Source organism: Vagococcus silagei, from assembly GCF_004795745.1.
Lineage (GTDB): Bacteria > Bacillota > Bacilli > Lactobacillales > Vagococcaceae > Vagococcus > Vagococcus silagei.
The window spans coordinates 1-21150 of sequence record NZ_SDGV01000004.1 but is presented as its reverse complement, the minus strand read 5'-3'; the positions used below and the strand labels follow the sequence as shown (position 1 = coordinate 21150).

The 21150-nt window shown below is 35.4% G+C and carries 18 protein-coding genes and 1 pseudogene; 17 read left to right on the top strand and 2 right to left on the bottom strand.

Features of this window, described 5'->3' with window-relative positions; all coding sequences use genetic code 11:
- The first annotated feature begins 23 nt into the window (after positions 1–23).
- Positions 24–650, top strand: coding sequence for an MBL fold metallo-hydrolase (locus ESZ54_RS01580; RefSeq protein ID WP_136135923.1), 627 nt, complete (start codon positions 24–26; stop codon positions 648–650).
- Between the two features lie 55 nt (positions 651–705).
- Here the strand turns inward: ESZ54_RS01580 and ESZ54_RS01575 are convergent, their stop codons facing one another.
- Positions 706–1263 (bottom strand): hypothetical protein, encoded by a 558-nt coding sequence (locus ESZ54_RS01575; protein ID WP_136135922.1) that lies wholly within the window; start codon positions 1261–1263, stop codon positions 706–708.
- Positions 1264–1298: 35 nt separating this feature from the next.
- Positions 1299–1922 carry a histidine phosphatase family protein gene (locus ESZ54_RS01570; RefSeq protein ID WP_136135921.1) on the bottom strand — a complete coding sequence of 208 codons (624 nt, stop codon included), beginning with the start codon at positions 1920–1922 and terminating at the stop codon, positions 1299–1301.
- A 390-nt stretch (positions 1923–2312) separates the two neighbouring features.
- Between ESZ54_RS01570 and rpsB the strand changes: the two genes are divergently transcribed.
- From rpsB to ESZ54_RS01495, 16 genes and pseudogenes are all read left to right on the top strand, one after another.
- Positions 2313–3095 carry a 30S ribosomal protein S2 gene (gene rpsB / locus ESZ54_RS01565; protein ID WP_136135920.1) on the top strand — a complete coding sequence of 261 codons (783 nt, stop codon included), beginning with the start codon at positions 2313–2315 and terminating at the stop codon, positions 3093–3095.
- A gap of 138 nt (positions 3096–3233) precedes the next feature.
- Positions 3234–4109, top strand: a complete 876-nt coding sequence (tsf, locus tag ESZ54_RS01560; RefSeq protein ID WP_136135919.1) for a translation elongation factor Ts — start codon at positions 3234–3236, stop codon at positions 4107–4109.
- A gap of 110 nt (positions 4110–4219) precedes the next feature.
- A complete protein-coding gene (gene pyrH, locus ESZ54_RS01555) occupies positions 4220–4942 on the top strand; it encodes a UMP kinase (protein WP_136135918.1) in 723 nt (240 codons plus the stop codon).
- 1 nt (position 4943) lies between these two features.
- Positions 4944–5501 (top strand): ribosome recycling factor, encoded by a 558-nt coding sequence (frr, locus tag ESZ54_RS01550; protein ID WP_136135917.1) that lies wholly within the window; start codon positions 4944–4946, stop codon positions 5499–5501.
- 201 nt (positions 5502–5702) lie between these two features.
- Positions 5703–6440: pseudogene (locus ESZ54_RS01545) on the top strand (isoprenyl transferase); the annotation flags it as partial.
- Between the two features lies 1 nt (position 6441).
- Entirely contained in the window at positions 6442–7233 is a 792-nt protein-coding gene (locus ESZ54_RS01540; protein ID WP_136135915.1) for a phosphatidate cytidylyltransferase, read from the top strand.
- Between the two features lie 27 nt (positions 7234–7260).
- Positions 7261–8541: an RIP metalloprotease RseP gene (rseP, locus tag ESZ54_RS01535; protein ID WP_136135914.1), complete on the top strand. Its 1281-nt coding sequence runs from the start codon at positions 7261–7263 to the stop codon at positions 8539–8541.
- 45 nt (positions 8542–8586) lie between these two features.
- Positions 8587–10287 (top strand): proline--tRNA ligase, encoded by a 1701-nt coding sequence (locus tag ESZ54_RS01530; RefSeq protein ID WP_136135913.1) that lies wholly within the window; start codon positions 8587–8589, stop codon positions 10285–10287.
- A gap of 78 nt (positions 10288–10365) precedes the next feature.
- Positions 10366–14715 (top strand): PolC-type DNA polymerase III, encoded by a 4350-nt coding sequence (locus ESZ54_RS01525; protein WP_136135912.1) that lies wholly within the window; start codon positions 10366–10368, stop codon positions 14713–14715.
- A 75-nt stretch (positions 14716–14790) separates the two neighbouring features.
- Positions 14791–15228: a hypothetical protein gene (locus ESZ54_RS01520; protein WP_136135911.1), complete on the top strand. Its 438-nt coding sequence runs from the start codon at positions 14791–14793 to the stop codon at positions 15226–15228.
- A gap of 94 nt (positions 15229–15322) precedes the next feature.
- Entirely contained in the window at positions 15323–17650 is a 2328-nt protein-coding gene (locus ESZ54_RS01515; protein ID WP_136135910.1) for an HAD-IC family P-type ATPase, read from the top strand.
- A gap of 65 nt (positions 17651–17715) precedes the next feature.
- Positions 17716–18051, top strand: a complete 336-nt coding sequence (locus tag ESZ54_RS01510; protein ID WP_136135909.1) for a metal-sulfur cluster assembly factor — start codon at positions 17716–17718, stop codon at positions 18049–18051.
- Between the two features lie 703 nt (positions 18052–18754).
- Complete coding sequence (locus ESZ54_RS12470; protein WP_162615059.1) at positions 18755–18931, top strand: hypothetical protein; 177 nt, start codon at positions 18755–18757, stop codon at positions 18929–18931.
- Positions 18932–18994: 63 nt separating this feature from the next.
- Complete coding sequence (locus tag ESZ54_RS01505) at positions 18995–19852, top strand: hypothetical protein (protein ID WP_136135908.1); 858 nt, start codon at positions 18995–18997, stop codon at positions 19850–19852.
- A 44-nt stretch (positions 19853–19896) separates the two neighbouring features.
- Entirely contained in the window at positions 19897–20163 is a 267-nt protein-coding gene (locus ESZ54_RS01500) for a hypothetical protein (protein WP_136135907.1), read from the top strand.
- Between the two features lie 94 nt (positions 20164–20257).
- On the top strand, positions 20258–21150 hold an 893-nt coding region (locus ESZ54_RS01495), incomplete at its 3' end, for an IS30 family transposase (RefSeq protein WP_136135906.1).

Genomic DNA, 21150 nt, shown 5'->3' with positions numbered 1-21150 from the left:
ATCATAATGGAGGTTAATGAAAGATGAATATAAAACAAATTGTAACAGGTGCAATTCAAGAAAATTGCTATTTAATTGATGATAATCAAACAATGTTAATTGTGGATCCGGGCAGCGATGCAGAAAAGATTAAGGCAGAAATTGCAGCCAGTTCTGCAAAACCAGTTGCTATATTAATTACGCATACGCACTATGATCACATTGGTGCTGTTGAAGCTATTCGCCATGAGTATAATATTCCAGTATATGTTAGTCCAATCGAACAAGAATGGCTTACAGATCCAAAACTTAATTTTTCAGGGCTGATGAATCATAATGATATTGAGGATATTATCGTTCAACCAGCAGAACATTTGTTTGAAATGGGACAAACGTTAACCTTTGGTGATTTAAGTTTTAAAGTTGTGCCGACACCTGGACATTCACCTGGTAGTGTAAGTTTCATCTTTGCAGAGTTTGTAATTACCGGGGATGCTTTATTTAGAGGCAGTATTGGACGCACAGATTTACCTTTTGGTGACATGGAACAGTTAAAAAAAGGAATTAAGGCGGAGTTATTTACGCTACCTGATGATTTACGAGCATACCCAGGACATGGACCCGTGACATCAATTGGTCGTGAGAAGAAAATGAATCCTTTTTTTAATTAAATAATTAAAAGAGGTAGCCTTTAGTATTGAGGCTACCTCTTTTGATGGTCCAATTTTAGTTTTTATTACTTCTGAAAAAAAAGAGGTTCATACCATTGATGAAAAGACAACTTCCAACAAGAAAACTTGGTCCAATAAACTCACGAACAGTCGGGATACTGATTAAACCAATACTAACAAATGCGAATAAAAAATATATTTTCTTATAAGTCACAAGTTCACCCTGTAAAACTTCCATAATCAGCATCATAATAAAATGGAAAATAGTATCAATCGCAAGGCAAGCGATAATTAAAACCGTCACCCAAAATTCATCGATAAAAAGACTAAATATTAGCAGTAGGCCAGAAAATAAATTGATAAAACCAAGTAATAGAAAACTATGTTTTAATCTTGTATTCTCAAATAGCTGGTAGGAAAAATAATAAAAGCCAAAGGAAAAGAAACCTTTTAACATGGTAACAATACCAACTGGAATTACGAGATGTGATAAATCAAAGTTATAACTTGCAAAAATAAAACTACTAAAAATAATTAAAAATATGCCACTCAAGTGAAAAGACCAATTGCTTTGATCAAAATAATAGGCATATGATTTAAATTTTTTTGCCATAAAAAAATCCCCTTTTCAATGTATCCCCATACATCTTAATAATGATCTGTGTTATTCCATCTTTCAATTGAATAAGTCAAATCAGAAGGTTCAGCTAAAACGGTTGAAATACTGACATTATCTAAAAAAGGCTGCTTTCTTAAATCACGTATTTCGACGCCAGTTAAATAACCCATTGTTGATAGAAGTGTTAGGCCGTGTGAAACAACTAGAATATTTCCATCTGGAAATTGTTCCGTATACTCATTAAAAATAGGCACGGTTCTATCAACAAGTTGTTGGAAGCTTTCTCCATTGAAATCACTAGGATCATAAAGATCAGGACGTTCAACAAGATGCTTGAATTGTTCGAAGTCTTCAAATTGAGCTTGAGGTAAGCCATCCCAATCACCAAATTCAATTTCTCTTAAATCTTCAATTGTTTGATAAGTCTGAGGTTCAAGAGAATAGGTTGAAAGGATTGCTTGGGCAGTTTCTTGAGCTCGTTTTTGTGGGCTGACAAGTATTTCATCGAAGCTGATGTGTTTTAAATAGTCCCCTGCATTTTTTGCATATTCAAGACCTTCTGCAAGTAATGGAGAATTTGATAACCCTCCTTGTAAAACAAAATCTTGATTAAATACTGTTTTACCGTGACGGATACAGTAGAATGTTGTCATAGAAAAATCTCCCTTCAATATATTAGTTTATATTATAAGCGAAAATATAATGAATGCCAAAGTGTTTATCTTAAACTTTTTTTGAAGAATAATGTAATTTCGTTAAATTTAGACTTTGTGTATAGCAATAAAGAGAAAGTTTACAAAAATTGTGACTATGACTAAATAATGGAGAAAAAAACATAGATTAGCAGGCTCAAAGACTAACAGGAATAAAAAGTTGCGTTATCGAAAATCTTGTTGTATAATACTTAAGGTATGTCACGAAAACGTGAGATATACAAAATCCACATTGTGTTTATATTTTTTAAAAGGTGCTTAGAAATAAGTCTTTAAAAGAGCTTTAAAAAATGCAAGAGGAAAATAAAACCATATCGGAGGAAACAAATCATGGCAGTAATCTCAATGAAACAACTACTTGAAGCTGGTGTACACTTTGGTCACCAAACTCGTCGTTGGAACCCAAAAATGAAGAAATATATCTTCACAGAAAGAAATGGTATTTATATCATTGACCTACAAAAAACAGTACGCTTAGTTGACGATGCATACAACTATATGAAAAACGTTGCTGAAGAAGGCGGAATCGCTTTATTCGTAGGTACTAAAAAACAAGCTCAAGAAGCAATCAAAGACGAAGCAATTCGTTCAGGTCAATACTACATTAACCACCGTTGGTTAGGTGGAACTTTAACTAACTGGGATACTATTCAAAAACGTATCGCTCGCCTAAAACAAATCACTAAGATGGAAGAAGAAGGCGTATTTGAAGTTTTACCTAAAAAAGAAGTTGCTGGTTTAATGAAAGAACGTGAACGTTTAGAAAAATTCTTAGGCGGTATCGCTGATATGCCAAGAATTCCAGACGTAATGTTTATTGTTGACCCTCGTAAAGAACGTATCGCTGTTCAAGAAGCTCATAAATTAAATATCCCAATCGTAGCTATGGTTGATACTAACTGTGATCCAGATGAAATCGATGTTGTTATCCCATCTAACGATGACGCAATTCGCGCGGTTAAATTAATTTCTGCTAAAATGGCTGATGCTTTCATCGAAGGCCGTCAAGGTGAAGATGAAGTTGTAGAAGAAACTTTTGCTGAAGAAGTTTCTGAAGAAGCTCCATCAATCGAAGAAATCGTTGAAGTTGTAGAAGGCAAAAGCGCTGAATAATTTCAAATTATAAAGAAGATTGGCTGTCTTAGGCTGCGGGGTCAAGGTGAACAAAGTAGCCGTGATAACGATTATCCTAAGGCAGTTTTTTTAAAACAAACATAAAATTGGTTAGTAAAATTTAGGAGGAATATAATAATGGCAATTAATGCATCTATGGTAAAAGAATTACGTGACCGTACAGGCGTTGGTATGATGGACGCAAAACGCGCGTTGGTTGAAGTTGACGGCGATATGGATAAAGCTATCGACTTATTAAGAGAAAAAGGTATGGCGAAAGCTGACAAGAAAAACGATCGTATTGCTGCAGAAGGTTTAGCAAACGTAGCAGTAAGTGGTAACACAGCTGCAATCGTTGAAATCAACTCTGAAACAGACTTCGTTGCTAAAAACGAAAAATTCCAAAAATTAGTTGCTGATGTTGCGCAATTAGTTGCTGAAAACAAACCTGCTGACATGGAAGCTGCAATGAAAATTACAACTCCAACAGGTACTATCGAATCTGACTTAATCGAAGCTAACACTGTAATTGGTGAAAAAATTAGTTTCCGTCGTTTTGAAATCGTTGAAAAAGCTGACAATGCTGCATTTGGCGCTTACCTACACATGGGTGGAAAAATTGCTGTATTATCAGTTATAGATGGAACAACTGACGAAGAAGTAGCTAAAGACGTTGCAATGCACGTTGCTGCTATTAACCCTCGTTATGTAACTAAAGATCAAGTATCTGCTGAAGAGTTAGAACATGAGAAAAAAGTTCTTACTGAACAAGCATTAAACGAAGGCAAACCTGAAAACATCGTTGAAAAAATGGTAGCTGGCCGTATGCACAAATTCTTAGCTGAAATTTGTTTAGTAGACCAACCATTTGTTAAAGATCCAGATGTAACTGTAGAAAAATATGCTGCTTCTAAAGGAGCAACTGTTAAAGGATTCACTCGTTTTGAAGTAGGCGAAGGTCTTGAAAAACGTGAAGAAAACTTTGCTGACGAAGTTATGAGCCAAATGAAATAACATGAGTTAGCTAATAGGACGCATTTATTATTTTTGATAACTGCGTTCTTTTTTTTAGAAAATTTTTACAATTTTACAGGTCTAGAATTTAAAAAGCGGAGGTTATAAAAATGGCAGAACCTAAGTATCATCGTGTACTTTTAAAAGTGAGTGGCGAAGCATTAGCAGGAGATAAAGGATTTGGAATTAATCCATCTGTTGTGAAAGAATTTGTGAAAGAAATTAAAGAAATTTATGATTTAGGAATTGAAGTAGCAGTTGTTGTTGGTGGTGGAAATATCTGGCGCGGACAAGTTGGTGCGGAAATGGGTATGGAACGTTCACAAGCAGACTATATGGGTATGCTTGCAACTGTAATGAATGCTTTAGCTCTTCAAGATACTTTAGAAAATCTTGGCGTACCTTCAAGAGTTCAAACTTCAATCGAAATGAGACAAATTGCAGAACCATATATTAGAAGAAGAGCAATTAGACACTTGGAAAAAGAGCGCGTCGTAATTTTCGCTGGTGGAACTGGAAATCCTTATTTTACAACAGATACGACTGCTGCATTAAGAGCAGTAGAAGTCGATGCTGATGTAATTTTAATGGCTAAGAACAATGTTGATGGTGTTTATTCAGCAGATCCTAAGCTTGATAACACTGCAACTAAATTTGATGAATTAACACATTTAGAAGTTATCTCAAAAGGTTTATCAGTAATGGACTCAACAGCTAGTAGCTTGAGTATGGATAATGATATTCCGTTAGTTGTCTTTAATATTAATGAACCAGGTAATATTAAACGTGTCGTATTAGGTGAACAAATTGGAACAACCGTAAGGGGGAAATAACATGCAAACAACAATTTTAAATGATGCAAAAGATAGAATGACGAAATCAGAAGAAAGTTTACAACGAGAATTAGGTTTAATTCGTGCAGGACGTGCGAATGCTAGTCTTTTAGACAGAACAGTTGTTGAATACTATGGTGTTGAAACACCATTAAACCAAATGGCTTCAATTACAATTCCAGAAGCACGAGTACTAATGATTACACCATTTGATAAATCAATCATTGGTGATATTGAAAAAGCAATTTTAATGAGCGATATTGGTATTAGTCCAACAAATGATGGTACAGTAATTCGGTTAGTGATTCCTCAATTAACTGAAGAACGTCGTAAAGAATTAGCTAAAGAAGTAAGTAAATACGGTGAGAACGCTAAAATTGCAATTCGTAATGTACGTCGTGAAGCGATTGACGAATTGAAAAAATTAGAAAAAAGCAAAGATATCACTGAAGATGAATTACACAATTTAGAAAAAGAAGTGCAAACTATTACAGATGCAAGTTCTAAAAATATCGATGCAATTGTTGCAACAAAAGAACAAGAATTATTAGAAGTTTAACAATATTAAAAAAAGTCGTGGAATATTCTGCGACTTTTTTTTAAAATGGTTAAATTTGTGATATTTTTATGAAAAGATTAGGTTTTTAATTGAGTCTTTGCTACAATAGTAACGATAGTCTATGTCTGTATTAGGAGGCTGTATATGTTTAATATATTCAAAAAAGATAAGATTAACGAAAATCAAAATACAATTGATTTTGAAAAACCAATCCCACAACACATCGCAATTATTATGGATGGAAATGGACGTTGGGCACAAAAAAGAATGATGCCTCGTGTTGCAGGTCATAAAGAAGGTATGAATAATGTTAAGAGAATTACCAAGGAAGCTAATCGATTAGGTGTTAAAGTTTTAACCTTGTATGCTTTTTCAACTGAAAATTGGAAAAGACCGACTGATGAAGTTAATTTCTTGATGAAGCTCCCAGTTGATTTTTTTGATGTTTTTGTACCGGAATTAATTGAAGAAAATGTTCGTGTGGAAGTCATGGGGTATATTGATGATTTACCTGAACATACACGAACTGCCGTGATTAATGCAAAAGAGCAAACCAAACATAATACCGGAATGGTTCTAAATTTTGCTTTAAATTACGGTGGCCGTGCTGAAATCTTGACGGCGGTGAATCAATTATTGACTGAACAACGAAACGGACAATTAACTGAAGAGCCCATTGAAGATGATAAGTTCTCTGATTATTTAATGACCGGAATATTGGAAAAAGAGCTTCGTGATCCGGATTTATTAATTCGTACAAGTGGCGAAGAAAGAATTAGTAATTTTCTGTTATGGCAACTTGCCTATAGTGAATTATATTTTACCGATTTAAGCTGGCCTGATTTCACTGCACAAACATTAGCAGAAGCTATTAGTGACTATCAAGCAAGAAATCGACGTTTTGGCGGGCTTAAAGAAACAAAAAAAGGAGTTAATTAACATGAAACAACGCGTGATTACAGCAGTGATTGCATTGGCATTTTTTATTCCACTGATGATTATGGGGGGCATCCCATTTCAATTAGTTGTCGTAGCAATGGGTGTCATTGGTATTTATGAATTATTTAATATGAAAGGTTTAGAGCTGAAATGTATTGAGGGTGCTCTAACTCTTTTAGCGACAGCTGTGATGATTTTAGGTCCAGGCCAAATTTTTGGCATTTTCCCGACAACGATGGATACAAATTCATTTTTCTATCTTTTTGTGATGATTATTTTAATGTTGCCAGTATTTTCAAAAAACGAATATACAATCGAAGATGCAGCATTTCCTGTCATGATTAGTTTGTATGTTGGAATGGGCTTTAAAAATTTATTAGTTGCTCGTGATGCTGGTATGCCAGTCATTATTTATGCCTTATTTGTTGTTTGGGCAACAGATATTGGTGCGTATTTTTTTGGTCGAAAATTCGGAACGAAAAAATTTGCACCACATATTTCACCAAATAAAACTATTGAAGGTGCTCTAGGAGGTATTTTGAGTGCGGTCGTAGTTAGTTTATTTTATTTGATGTTCTTCCCAATGCCTAATTATTCATTAACAACAATGTTAGTCTTGACTATTATTTTCTCTGTCATTAGTCAATTAGGTGATTTAGTGCAATCTGCATATAAACGTTATTATAATGTTAAAGACTCTGGAAAAATTTTACCAGGGCATGGCGGTATTTTAGACCGCTTCGATAGTTTATTATTTGTGTTCCCGTTAATGCATATGCTGGGAGTCTTTTAATAAAACGTAGATAGAAAGGGTGTTTCGATGAAAACTATTATTACGTTTATTTTTGTTTTTGGCTTAATTGTGTTAGTCCATGAGTTTGGACATTTTATTTTTGCAAAACGTGGCGGTATTCTGGTAAGAGAGTTTTCAATCGGAATGGGTCCTAAACTTTTTTCACATCGTGTGAATGGCACAGCGTATTCTTTACGTTTGTTACCTATTGGTGGTTACGTTCGCATGGCAGGCGCTGGTGATGATGAAATTGAGATGCCACCTGGCATGCCAGTTTCACTTCAGTTAAACGATGCGGGTGAAGTTGTTAAAATTAATACAAGTAAAAAAGTAGAATTACCAAACAGTATTCCCATTGAAGTCACAGATTATGATTTAGAAGATAAGCTTTATATTAAAGGTTACGAAAATCGTGATGAAAGTGTGACCAAAGAGTTTAAAGTTGATCATGACGCGACGATTATCGAAGAAGATGGTGTCGAAGTTCAAATCGCACCAATTGATGTGCAGTTTCAATCAGCAAAATTAGGTCGAAGAATGCTGACTAATTTCGCAGGACCTTTAAATAATTTTATTTTAGCCTTTGTTCTGTTTGTAATTGTTGCTTTTATTCAAGGTGGCACGTATGTACCAGGAACATCAACTGTTATTGGAGGGATCCTTCAAGACAGCCCTGCTCAATCAGTTGGGATTGAACCTGGTGATGAGGTTACTAGTGTTGCAGGTAAAAAAGTCAGTAATGCTGATGAGATGATTAAAGAAATTTCGTCACATCCAGATGAGAAGATTGAGCTTGGTTTGAAAAATGAAAAAGGCGTGAATCGTACTGTTAAAGTAACGCCAGAAAAAGACCAAGCAAATCCAAATGTTGGTAAAATCGGTATTAATGTTGAAAATGATTTTGTAAAACTATCGTTCTTGGGCAAAATAAAATTAGGAGCGGAATTAACAGTAAAAAATTCATTGAATATCTTTAAAGCTTTAGGTGATTTGATTACTGGTTTTAGCTTAAATAAACTTGGTGGTCCAGTTATGATTTTTAAATTATCAGAACAAGTTTCTAAAAATGGCTTTTTAAGTGTCTTAATTTTTACTGCCACTTTATCAGTGAACTTAGGAATTATGAATTTAGTACCGTTACCAGGCTTAGATGGTGGGAAATTATTATTAAATATTTATGAAGGGCTAAGAGGGAAACCTTTAAGTCAAGAAAAAGAAATGATTATTACTATGGCTGGCGTTGCCGTTTTAGTAGTCTTAATGATCGCTGTAACGTGGAATGATTTTCATCGCTTCTTTATAAAATAGGTGTGTTAGGTTTTGTTGGTTTTGCCAAATTGGAGGAGGAAAACAATGAAGCAGTCAAGGTTGTTTATGCCGACACTTAGGGAGGTGCCGCGCGAAACGGATTTGATGAGTCATCAAGTGTTGCTAAGGGGAGGCTACATTCGCCAAGTTTCAAGTGGAATATTCAGTTATTTACCACTTGCAAATTTAGTGATTAATAATCTAAAAGGAATTGTTAGAGAAGAGTTTGCACGGATTGATGCAAATGAAATGTTATTACCGACACTTATTCCAAAAGCTTTGCTAATGGAAAGTGGTCGTTATGAAGATTATCAAGAGACACTGTTTGAAGTTACCGATAATGAGAACCGGTCTTTTATTTTGGGATATTCCCATGAAGAGCTCTTTTTATCTGCAATTAAAGATGAAATTATTTCGTACAAAAAATTACCTTTAATTTTATATCAAATTAAAGATAAATATCGCAATGAATTAAAAGTACGTCAAGGAATCATACGTACAAAAGAATTTTTAATGTGTGATGCTGGTTCGTTTCATTTAGAGGAAGCAGATTTAGATGAAATGTATTTACAATTTGAACGAACTTTTGAACGAATTTTTGAGCGTTGTGGCTTAAAGAGTTACGCAGTAGTTGGCAAGAAAAACTTGCTATTTCAAGCTGAATCAAAAGAGTTTATGGTTTTTTCTGAATCAGGTGATCAAACGGTCGTCTATTCAGATGGTAGTGATTATGTTTCAAGTTATGAACTCGCAAAAAGTATACTGGATGATAAGAAAGAGCATAAAAAATTATTACCACTTGAAAAAGTAAGTGCACCTGAATTTGAAACAATTGAAGAAATTGCGAAGCATTTTAAACTTAAAAGTGATCGAATAATTAAAACCATCCTTGTTGAAGTAGATGACGAGTTAGTGTTGATATTATTACGAGGGACTGATGAGTTGAGCTTAGCTAAGGCTCAAATGGTTTTAAATGCTAAAAATATTAGAATTGCGAGCATGGATAATATTGAGAAAAGTTTTGCTAAAGAATTTGATGCCTTAAATCCAATTGGCTGTAATCCTGATGTTAAGGTTATTGCTGATCACCGCATGGAAAATGCTGTTAATTTAACATGTCGTGGCTGTATGTCCGGTGTATATTATCAAAATGTTAACAGTGAACGTGATTATGGAATCAGTGAATTTGCTGATTTACGTTTGGTCTGTGAAGGTGAACAATCTCCAGATGGAAATGGTATTCTTCATTTTTCTCAAGCCTATGAATTAGGTCATATCTTTAAATTTGGCGCACAACTTAGTGAATTATTGAATGCCGATGTTCCCAACTCTGAGGGGCAGTCTGTCCCAATTTTAATGGGAAGTTATCGGTTAGGTATCAGTCGTTTATTAGCAATGATTGCCGATGCGTCTGCAAAAGAAACTGGTTTAAACTGGCCAATGGAAGTGGCACCATTTGATATTCACATCATTCCGATTAATGTTAATGATGACGTTCAGATGGATTTAGCTTTGGCTTTAGAACAAGAATTTGAAGCTGCCGGTTATGCTTGTCTGATTGATGACCGCAATGAACGTGCGGGCGTTAAATTCAAAGATGCTGATTTTGTCGGTTCGCCTTATTGGGTAACAGTAGGACAAAAAGCGGAAGAAGGCATTGTCGACGTGAAAATTAAAAAATCAGATGATATTTTAGAAGTACGTCGTGAAGATCTGATAGAAACATTGAAGATATTAAATCATTAAAAAAGTGGACTTTCAGTGTGATTCTATTGAAAGTCCTTTTTAATATTTGAACGAAGAGTAAAGTGAGGGGGCTTATACGTGGCACTTAATGAAAAAGAAAGATATCAGGAACTTTTAAAACAAGTTGATTTAACGGATGAGCTAGAAAATCATCCTGACTTAAAGGATGGCACCATACATAAAGTGGTTGTGCATAAACAAAGTCGTTTGTGGGATTTTTCGCTAGAATTTCCGCAAATTTTACCATTTAATACTTATCAACTCTTAAAACAAAAATTAATGTTGGCTTTTCAAAATATTGCCAACGTTGATTTAAACATTAAGACAATTGATAGTTTGGTTGACGAACAGTTAATTTGCGATTATTGGTTTGAAGTCCTGACCTTAGAGAACTGTACAACACCCGTCGTTCATCAAACTTTGTCAAAACAAAAACCGAAGTATCAAGATGACGAAGTTCGACTTGTCGTAGAAAATGAAGGCATGAAGCAGTACCTTAATCAACAATATGTCCCAATTATTGAAGGTAATTACCAAAAATTCGGTTTTCCAAAATTGCGTTTTAATCTTGAAATAGACGAAACGATTGCTCAAGAAACACAACAAGCCTTTGATGAAAAACAAAAGCAAAGAACAGAAGAATTAATGCAACAAGCTGCTATTGCGATTGAAAAAAATGAACAGCAAAAACAGAAACAAAAACAGAAACAAAAACAGAGTGTGCCAACCTTAGAAGGTCCGGTTCAAATGGGACGCTCGATTCCTGCGGACGAAGTGATTACTCCAATGGGGAATATTTTTGAAGAAGAACGTCGCCTCACACTTGAAGGTTACGTCTTTGATAAAGAAGTTCGTGATCTTAAGAGTGGGCGTCAAATATTAATTTTGAAAATTACTGATTATACCTCTTCGTTTTCAGTTAAGAAATTCTCAAATACCGAGAATGATAAAGCCGTTTTTGAGGCGATTGAAAAAGGGAGCTGGCTTCGAGTACGTGGTAGTATTCAAGAAGATACCTTCATGCGTGATTTAGTTATGAACTGTCAAGATCTTACGGAAGTGAAGCATGATACACGGAAAGATACAGCACCAGAAGACCAAAAACGTGTCGAGCTACATGCACATACTAATATGAGTACAATGGATGCGATCAATGGAGCAGATGAACTTGTTGCTCAAGCTAAAAAGTGGGGTATGCCCGCGATTGCTATTACTGATCATAGTGGTGCTCAAGCTTTCCCGGATGCTTATCATGCTGGTCAAGCGAATGGTGTGAAAATTCTTTTCGGAGTTGAAGCCAATGTTGTGGATGATGGTGTTCCGATTGCCTATAATCCAAGTCATATTCATTTAAGTGATGCCACTTATGTTGTTTTTGACGTGGAGACGACAGGTCTTTCAGCCGTTTATAATTCAATTATTGAGCTTTCCGCGGTAAAAATGCATAAGGGAAATGTCATTGATCAATTTGAACAATTTATTGACCCTGGTCATCCATTATCGCAAACAACCATCAATTTAACAGGTATCACTGACGAGATGGTTCGTGGTTCTAAATCGGAGCAAGAAGTCTTGGAGTTATTTCGAGAATTTTGTGGTGAAGATATCTTAGTCGCGCATAATGCGAGTTTTGATATGGGATTCTTAAATACGTCATATAGCAAATATGATATGCCTGATGCGACTAATGCGGTCATTGATACTTTAGAACTGTCAAGATTACTCCATCCTGAGATGAAATCGCATCGCTTAAATCGTTTGGCTAAAAAATATAATATTAATTTAGAACAACATCACCGGGCTATCTATGACTCAGAAGCAACGGGGCATTTGTGTTGGATTTTTGTGAAAATGGCCAATGAAAAATTTGGTGTGGTGTATCATGATGAGTTCAATCAACATGTAGGTGAGGGGGATGCATACAAGCGTGCGCGACCGTTTCATGTTACGATTATTGCGCAAACCCAAGCTGGCCTTAAAAATCTTTTTAAATTGATTTCTAAATCGAATATTAATTATTTTTATCGGGTACCACGAATACCTCGATCACTGTTAGATAAATATCGTGAAGGACTCCTCGTTGGTTCTGCTTGTAGTAATGGTGAAATATTTGAGGCTATGATGCAAAAAGGAGCTGAAGAGGCTAAAAAAAAGGCAAAATTCTACGATTATATCGAAGTGATGCCGAAACCTGTTTATGCACCTTTGATTGAAGCTGAACTTGTTCAAGACCAACATGATTTAGAAGATATTATTAAAAATATTATTCAAATTGGGAAAGATTTGAAAAAAACAGTTGTTGCGACAGGAAATGTGCATTACCTGAATGAGGAAGATGCCATCTATCGTAAAATTTTAATCAATTCGATGGGTGGGGCTAATCCCTTAAACCGTTATTCATTACCAAGAGTTCACTTTAGAACGACAAATGAGATGCTTGCTGAATTCTCTTTCCTTGGCGATGAATTAGCGAAAGAGATCGTCATTGAAAATCCGCAAAAAATCGTTGATTTATGTGACGAAGTCGTTCCCGTTAAAACCGATTTATATACACCGAAAATTGAAGGTTCAGAAGATGAGATTACCAAATTAAGTTATGATGAAGCACATCGTTTATACGGACCAGATTTACCAGAAATCGTTGAAAAACGAATTGAAAAAGAATTAAAAAGTATCAACGGTAATGGTTTCTCGGTGATCTACTTGATTTCGCAAAAATTAGTGCATAAGAGTTTGCAGGATGGGTATTTAGTTGGTTCAAGGGGATCAGTTGGCTCTAGTTTTGTGGCCACGATGACCGGAATTACCGAAGTCAACCCTTTACCACCTCATTACCGTTGTCCTGAGTGTTGTTATTCTGAATTTTTTGAAGATGGATCCTATGGTTCAGGCTTTGACCTACCAGAAAAGAATTGTCCAAAATGTGAGACGCGTTTATCGAAAGACGGTCACGACATTCCCTTTGAGACCTTCTTAGGTTTCCATGGTGATAAAGTTCCCGATATTGATTTGAACTTCTCAGGCGATTATCAACCACAAGCTCATAACTATACCAAGGTGCTCTTTGGTGAAGATTATGTCTATAGGGCAGGGACAATCGGTACAGTTGCTGACAAGACGGCTTATGGCTTTGTAAAAGGCTATGAACGTGATAATAACCTTAATTTTAGAAATGCTGAAATTGATCGCCTTGCGAAAGGCGCGACTGGCGTTAAAAGAACAACAGGACAGCATCCGGGTGGGATTATTGTTATTCCTGATTATATGGATGTTTATGATTTTAGTCCGATTCAATTTCCGGCAGATGATCAAGATTCTGAATGGAAAACAACCCATTTTGATTTCCATTCGATTCATGATAATGTCTTAAAACTAGATATACTTGGACACGATGATCCGACCGTCATTCGGATGTTACAAGATTTATCGGGTATTGATCCTAAAACGATTCCAACGGACGATCCAGAAGTGATGAAAATTTTTGCGGGACCTGATATTTTAGGTGTGTCTGAAAAAGAAATTTTCTCCAAGACTGGTACTTTGGGGATCCCTGAGTTTGGGACGAAATTTGTACGTGGCATGTTAGAACAAACGAAACCTACAACGTTTGCCGAATTACTCCAAATTTCAGGATTGTCTCACGGGACAGACGTGTGGTTGGGTAACGCGGAAGAATTGATTCGCCGTGGTGAGGCTAGCTTAGCGAAGGTTATTGGTTGTCGTGATGATATTATGGTTTATCTAATGCATGCTGGTCTTGAAGATGGCTTAGCTTTCAAAATTATGGAGAGTGTCCGTAAAGGGAAAGGTATTCCAGATGATTGGCAAAAAGAGATGCGTGATAATCAAGTACCAGAATGGTATATCGACTCATGTCTTAAAATTAAGTACATGTTCCCGAAAGCCCATGCGGCGGCTTACGTGTTGATGGCATTACGTGTCGCTTATTTTAAAGTTCATTTTCCAATTCTTTACTACGCTGCTTATTTTTCAGTTCGTGCAATGGATTTTGATATCGTTGCGATGTCAAAAGGCAAAGACGCTGTCAAAGAACGTATGAAAGAAATTACGGATAAGGGGATGGACGCCTCAACCAAAGAAAAAAACTTGTTAACAGTTCTTGAGATTGCCAATGAGATGCTCGAAAGAGGCTATAAATTTGGCATGATTGATTTATACAAGTCAGATGCAAATGATTTTGTGATTGATGGTGATACTTTAATCGCACCATTTAGAAGTGTACCGAGTTTGGGGCAAAACGTGGCCAAACAAATTATGATTGCACGTGAAGAAAGAGCCTTTCTTTCAAAAGAAGATTTGGCAACCCGAGGAAAAGTCTCAAAAACAATTATTGAATTTATGACTGAAAATGGCGTCTTAACTGACTTACCTGACGAAAATCAACTTTCGCTCTTTGATATGTTATAAAAACAGCTTAATAGACTTTAAATTTTTTCGTAAACAGTGTAGAATAGTTATGTTAAGATAAGAGGAGGAAATTTAATGAAGAAACCAAATACTGGCTTCTATGTACGAGTGATTAACGACGCGATTACAGAATCAGAATCGATTGGCGAAAAGATGAATCCCTCATATGAAGTAATTAGAGAAGCAATTGATAATAAAACACTAGAAAAAGTTGAGCTTGAAAAACTTAAAGAAATTCATCAAGCCTTCACTGAAGGAACTGATCGATATCGTGTTATTTCTGCAATGATTACAGAAATCAAGCCACCTGTTAAAGTTATGGGTATACATAAAAAATTGGAAAAAGCATTTGAATTATACGTTGAAGGCTGTCAAGCAATGGTCGATTCTATTCAACTTGATAAAGGCACAGTTGATGCAGCTGCTTTTGATGCATCAGAAGCGATTCAAGATGAAGCAACAGATTCAATTGCATTTAGCGTACAAAGAATGACTAGTTTGATTATGAAATAAGGTTGTGTGAGGTTGTGATAAAAGGTATTATCTTTTGTCATGACCTCACTTTTTTTGTTATGATAGGTAAAAGAAACGATTGCGAGGTGTGAAGATGGAGAATCCCAAAGGTTATCCCGGGTTATCGACTCATGAAGTTGAACGACGTAAAGCGCGTGGTGATATAAATGTTTCGCCGCCATCGACGACAAGAAGTTTAAATCAAATTATTATTGAAAATAGTTTAACTTTTTTTAATTTAATTAACTTAGTGATTGCAGGATTTATTATTTATACTGGCAGTTATAAAAATCTCCTATTTCTAGGCGTGATTATTTCCAATACGTGTATTGGTGTTTTTCAAGAATTACGTGCCAAAAAAAATATTGACTCATTAAGTTTACTTAATCAAGCGAAAACAGCCGTCATCCGCGAAAGTAAAGTTGTTTCCATTCCACAAGATGAAGTGGTGAAAGACGATTTAATTATCATAAAACGTGGTGATCAAATTATCGTTGATGGTGAAATTATCGATACTTTAGGTTTAGAAATCGACGAATCACAATTAACAGGTGAATCAGATGCAATCAAAAAAACGATGGGTAGTCGTGTACTTTCGGGTAGTTTTGTGATTAGTGGCAGCGGGGTCATGCAAGCAAAAGAGGTTGGCGTTGAGACCTATGCTTTTCAATTAACTAAAGCAGCTAAAGAAGAAACCGGTATTTATAGTGAACTGATGATGATGTTGAAAAAAATGATTCGTATCCTTAGTTTTGTAATTATTCCAGTTGGAGCTATTTTGATGATCACAAGTTTGTTGCGACATTCAGTCATTGAAGAAGCCATTTTGGGTAGTACAGCAGCAATGATTGGGATGATTCCTGAAGGTTTGATTTTGTTAACGTCAGTTGCATTGGCAATTGGGGTGATTAAACTTAGTCGTCAAAAAGTCCTTGTACAAACAATGGGTTCAATTGAAACGCTTGCCAGAGTAGATGTGCTCTGTTTGGATAAAACTGGCACACTGACAAGTGGTGAATTAAAAGTTATCGATTTAGAATGTTTTACTGAAATCGACGACGCACAACTGAGAGAGTGGTTAAGCTACGCGGTGAATGGTCTGAATGAAGAGAATGCAACAGGGAACGCCTTAACCAATCATTTTAAAAAAATTGACCATGATTATCAGATTAAGCACCAAATTCCTTTTTCATCTGCACGTAAATGGAGTGCAATTGAATTTGAGGAATTGGGGAGTTTCTATCTAGGCGCACCAGAATATCTTTATAAGGATTTAAGTGACGCGCAACAAGAAAATCTTAAAGCAAGAATGGAACAAGGCATGCGTATTATTGCTTTTGGACGTGATTCGGGTGAATTAGATCCGGAACTTAAAGTACCAACTGATTTAGAATTATTAGGTTTCATCTACCTAGAAGATGAGATTAGGGCAGAAGCAGCTCATACGCTACAGTATTTTAAAGAGCAAGCTGTTGATATTTGTATTATTTCAGGTGATCATCCTGATACAGTGAGTCAAATTGCACGTCGGGTAGGTATTCAAAATTCACGTAAAAAAATTGATATGAGTCAAGTTGAGGAACACGAAATTCCTGCAATGATTGATGAATATCGAATTTTTGGGCGCGTCTCACCCGAACAAAAGAAATATCTTGTTGAGTGCTTACAAGAAAAAGGACATGTTGTCGGTATGACTGGTGATGGTGTGAACGATATTCTTGCGCTTAAGAAAGCAGATTGTAGTATTGTTATGGCAAATGGAAGTGACGCGGCTAAAGGGATTGCAGATTTTGTCCTATTAGACTCAAATTTCGACTCTTTAATCAATGTCGTCTTAGAAGGTCGTCGGGTGATTAATAATATTCAAAACGTTGCATCACTTTATTTAACAAAGACCATCTATTCTTTGTGTTTAGCATTGATATTTATCTTTTTAGCTACTCGATATCCATTCCAACCGATTCAATTAAGCCCCATTAATTCTTTAACAGTGGGCATTCCGTCATTTTTCTTAGCATTAAGACCGACTTTAACACCGATTCGAGGAAAATTTTTGAAAAACGTCATCAAACCACCACTTGCTAGTGGGGTGACAATCGTCATTTTAACAATTCTTGTTCAATGGAGTGGCAGTTTGTTGTCGTGGTCTTATGAAGAAAAATCAACCATTACAGTACTTTTAACGGGAATTGTCGGGTTTACAATTCTTTATGAAATTGCCAAACCAATAACCGGAAAGATTATTCTTTTAATTACATGTCTAATGGCAGCCTTTTTCAGTTTATTTTTATTTTTCACGAAACTATTCTCATTAGTATCGATTTTTCAATGGCATCTAGCCATTGTCTATTTACCTTTGGCCTTTTTAGGTGTCATACTTTTTCACATACTATTAAAATGTGTCAAACAGATTATAAAATAGCAGCTCCCATTTGTTTACAAAGTCAATTACGTGGGGTATTATTAAAGGGATTAGGAGGATGAATCATGGCAGAAGAAAAATGGTCTGAAGAACAACTTAATGATATTAAAGAAGATGTTATGGGCGCTTTAGAGACAGTAATTGACCCTGAAATTGGGATTGATATTGTCAATTTAGGCTTAATATATGAAGTGAATATTTCCGAAAGTGGATACTGCGAAATTAAGATGACCCTGACAACAATGGGATGTCCCTTAGCAGATGTTATCACTGAACAAATTCACGCGGCGGTAAAAGACGTGGATGAAGTGAAAGAAGTTGATGTAAAATTAGTATGGTACCCGGCGTGGACGACTGATAGAATGTCGAGATATGCAAGGATTTCGCTCGGAATTAGATAGGTTTGGAAGTTGAAAGAACATTGTTCTTATAATATTCCTAAGACATTCTGTATGGGGTTTGACCTCTTTTTTAAGAGTTCAGACTACTTACCAAATGACCCTATTTTAGACACGGACTACAGACTAAATGGTAATAAAAATGAAACTCTTCTGTTAAATTGATGATTAGCAGAGGAGTTTTTTTGTCATGGAAAATTTAATACTAGAAAAGTTGTTATGACAATGAAATGTAAAAGGTCTCGATTTTTAAGCTAGTATGAGATTCTGGTCTCGTTTTGAATGAATAATACTAAATTTAATTATACTTAAAAAAACTGATTGATTACATTAATTCATTAAAAGTAAAAAACACTTAAATATTATAGCAAATTATTGATAATTGTTAAATAACAACAATTAGCATCTTGTTTATTAAATACAGATATCTTTTTATTTTAAACCCCTTTAAAAGTAAAATAAATACTTTGATAGCGCTATTTTCTTGAGTTGCAAAATTGCTTTGTGTATAATTTGATTATAGTTTGATAACATGTTTTTTGTTAAAGTATGAATCTTGAGTGAAATGAGGAGTTTTAAGAAGTTTTTCGATTAAAGTGTTTAATAACGTTGTAAAAAAACAATTAAAGGTTAAAGTTAATAATGGCAATTCTAAAAAGCTTTTAAATTTTGAACAGATTGAAAATAAACAAAAGGGGAGATTACTATGGGATTGAGAAAAAATCTTTTATTGATGTTATTTATTGTGATGATTTATTCTTTAGTTAACGTCATAGTTTTTAGTTTTGATGCTCAGGCTGATGTATTTACTAATCGGGTCAAATATTATCAAAAGAAAGGGTATGAAGAGGGGGATAATGTTGCTAGAGATATCAGGATATAGGGTGCTGATGGGAAGACAGAAAAATTTAGATTTAAAATTGGTGAGGACCGAAATGGAGGGAGAATGGATCGTATTTTTGCCAATGTGAGTTATTATAAAAATGGCGATACAGAAGATGAAGAATTAATTACATCTATTCTTGACCTTAGTGGAATGGGCGTAGCGAGTTTAAACGAAAATTATATTTATGATATTTTTAAATTTAATGAGGGAACCGAAATTATTGATGATAATTATGCCCTTCTCGAACCTAATGACCGAAGTGCACAAGTTGTGATTGCGGAAGTTGAAGAAGGGGTTTTAGAATTTTTAATGGAGCCCAGTTCAATCGCTGCTGGTATGAGAACCGAAGTGTCGTTGTGGAATAATTCAAATAAAGCAAAAACCATGGGAGTCATGTATGCTCATGATACAATGCTGGGGAATCAGCAAGATTATCCAAATGCTGATCGTGTGCCGGTGTACTCACTGGGAGCAAATAAGGGCATGTATATTACAAACGAAACTGGCGTTCGTTTGAATTATACTTTTGAACGATATCGTGAAAATCCAACAAATTTTGTCGCAAGAAATGGTCCGACAGAAACATTGCTAGGATTTAAACCAGAGAAAGCAAATGGGATAGGTGTTGAATCTGATGCTAATGATGCGCCTAAGTCAATTTTAATGAATGGCGACACAGGAATCGCAGTTAAAAGATCACCAACATTAGTTCAGCCAGGAGAAAGATCTTTTTTTGCGTTTACAACAGGTTTGGGGTTAGCAACAACTAATCCAGAAATAATTCCAAGATTTGATACCTATGACATAGGTTTGGGTAGTGATTTAGAGGTTACAGGCGACTGGTTTGATATAGAAGGAAAAAAAGATAAACAGGGAGTTATTGGGGGGCATGGAATCATGGAGACATTCCGTCAATAAAGTATACAAAAGATACGAATAGTTCAAAGTCTGGGAAATTTTCTTTGAATGTCCCTACGTCTCATTTAAAGGTTGGTAGTTATCCATTGACTCTAAAAATTGTCGATTCAGAGGGAAATGAAGGGTTTGCGAAAATTAACGTCGTTATTACTGAGACAATGAAGCTGTCTTTAAGAGATAGTGTATCTGGTAAAATTTTCAACTCGATTGTTACTGATGAGCCTGCAGTTTCTGGTAAAGACTATTCAATCGCGTTACCTTTTATGACACCAGATAAATCGCATTTGATTTTTAAGAGGCAAATTTTATAATCAAGTTAGCCACTTGAAACATAAAAAAAACATCATAGCGAAAATTCATGTATTATTAGAGTTCCTCAACTAACTAATAAAGGATGAATTCGCTATGACGCAAACTAAGACTATCACAAAAACAACTAAAGGAAAACACTTATCTCTTAAAGAACGTATCTCTATTGAAAATTGGAATCAAGATGGCTACTCAAATCGTGAGATTGCGAAGCGTTTAGGTCGTGCGCCACAAACGATTAATAATGAAATTAAACGCGGTATGACTCCCCAAGCTAGACAACAGAAACAAAATGGAAAAGTCTATCGATATTTTCGCAACGAATATTCGGCTGATGTGGCCGAAACTAAGTATCATGAGAATCGTGAAAATTCTGGACGTCGAATGAAGTGGACATATTTTCCTGATATGCTCGAAAAACTAGATGAGCTGATGATTGGAAAAAATCATTTTTCACCAGATGTTGCCTTGTTTCTTTTGAGAAAAAGTGGTGACTTTTTAGCGAGTGAATTGCCAACAACTTCTACGCTCTATAGTTGGATTAATAAAGGTTTTCTCAAAACAAAAAATATTGATTTACTATGCAAGATGAGTCGTAAACCTAAACAGAAAAAGGTGCGAAAAAATAAGACAAACCTTGGCACATCGATTGATGAAAGACCTCAAGAAGTAAATGGAAGAAAGACATTTGGCCATTGGGAAATCGACACTGTTGTTGGTTCTTTAGAGCGAAAAGAGCCAGTAATGTTAACTTTAACTGAAAGACTAACAAGGTTTGAATTGATCTTTAAAGTAGAGGGAAAGAATCCAAAAGCTATCGGAAAATCATTATCTCGTTTAATAGAAAACTTAGGCGATAACTTTTCCAAAATATTTCAATCTATTACATCTGATAATGGGATAGAATTTTCAGGTTTGACACGTCTTCTAAAAAATCAACTTTTGGTCTATTTCACGCATCCTTATTCATCTTGGGAGCGCGGGACCAA

Coding starts and splice junctions, on each gene's coding strand:
- pyrH (WP_136135918.1), top strand. CDS start 4,220: ATGGCAGAACCTAAGTATCATCGTGTACTTTTAAAAGTGAGTGGCGAA.
- ESZ54_RS01540 (WP_136135915.1), top strand. CDS start 6,442: ATGAAACAACGCGTGATTACAGCAGTGATTGCATTGGCATTTTTTATT.
- ESZ54_RS01530 (WP_136135913.1), top strand. CDS start 8,587: ATGAAGCAGTCAAGGTTGTTTATGCCGACACTTAGGGAGGTGCCGCGC.
- frr (WP_136135917.1), top strand. CDS start 4,944: ATGCAAACAACAATTTTAAATGATGCAAAAGATAGAATGACGAAATCA.
- ESZ54_RS01580 (WP_136135923.1), top strand. CDS start 24: ATGAATATAAAACAAATTGTAACAGGTGCAATTCAAGAAAATTGCTAT.
- rpsB (WP_136135920.1), top strand. CDS start 2,313: ATGGCAGTAATCTCAATGAAACAACTACTTGAAGCTGGTGTACACTTT.
- ESZ54_RS01515 (WP_136135910.1), top strand. CDS start 15,323: ATGGAGAATCCCAAAGGTTATCCCGGGTTATCGACTCATGAAGTTGAA.
- ESZ54_RS12470 (WP_162615059.1), top strand. CDS start 18,755: ATGGGATTGAGAAAAAATCTTTTATTGATGTTATTTATTGTGATGATT.
- ESZ54_RS01510 (WP_136135909.1), top strand. CDS start 17,716: ATGGCAGAAGAAAAATGGTCTGAAGAACAACTTAATGATATTAAAGAA.
- ESZ54_RS01505 (WP_136135908.1), top strand. CDS start 18,995: ATGGATCGTATTTTTGCCAATGTGAGTTATTATAAAAATGGCGATACA.
- tsf (WP_136135919.1), top strand. CDS start 3,234: ATGGCAATTAATGCATCTATGGTAAAAGAATTACGTGACCGTACAGGC.
- ESZ54_RS01575 (WP_136135922.1), bottom strand. CDS start 1,263: ATGGCAAAAAAATTTAAATCATATGCCTATTATTTTGATCAAAGCAAT.
- ESZ54_RS01570 (WP_136135921.1), bottom strand. CDS start 1,922: ATGACAACATTCTACTGTATCCGTCACGGTAAAACAGTATTTAATCAA.
- rseP (WP_136135914.1), top strand. CDS start 7,261: ATGAAAACTATTATTACGTTTATTTTTGTTTTTGGCTTAATTGTGTTA.
- ESZ54_RS01520 (WP_136135911.1), top strand. CDS start 14,791: ATGAAGAAACCAAATACTGGCTTCTATGTACGAGTGATTAACGACGCG.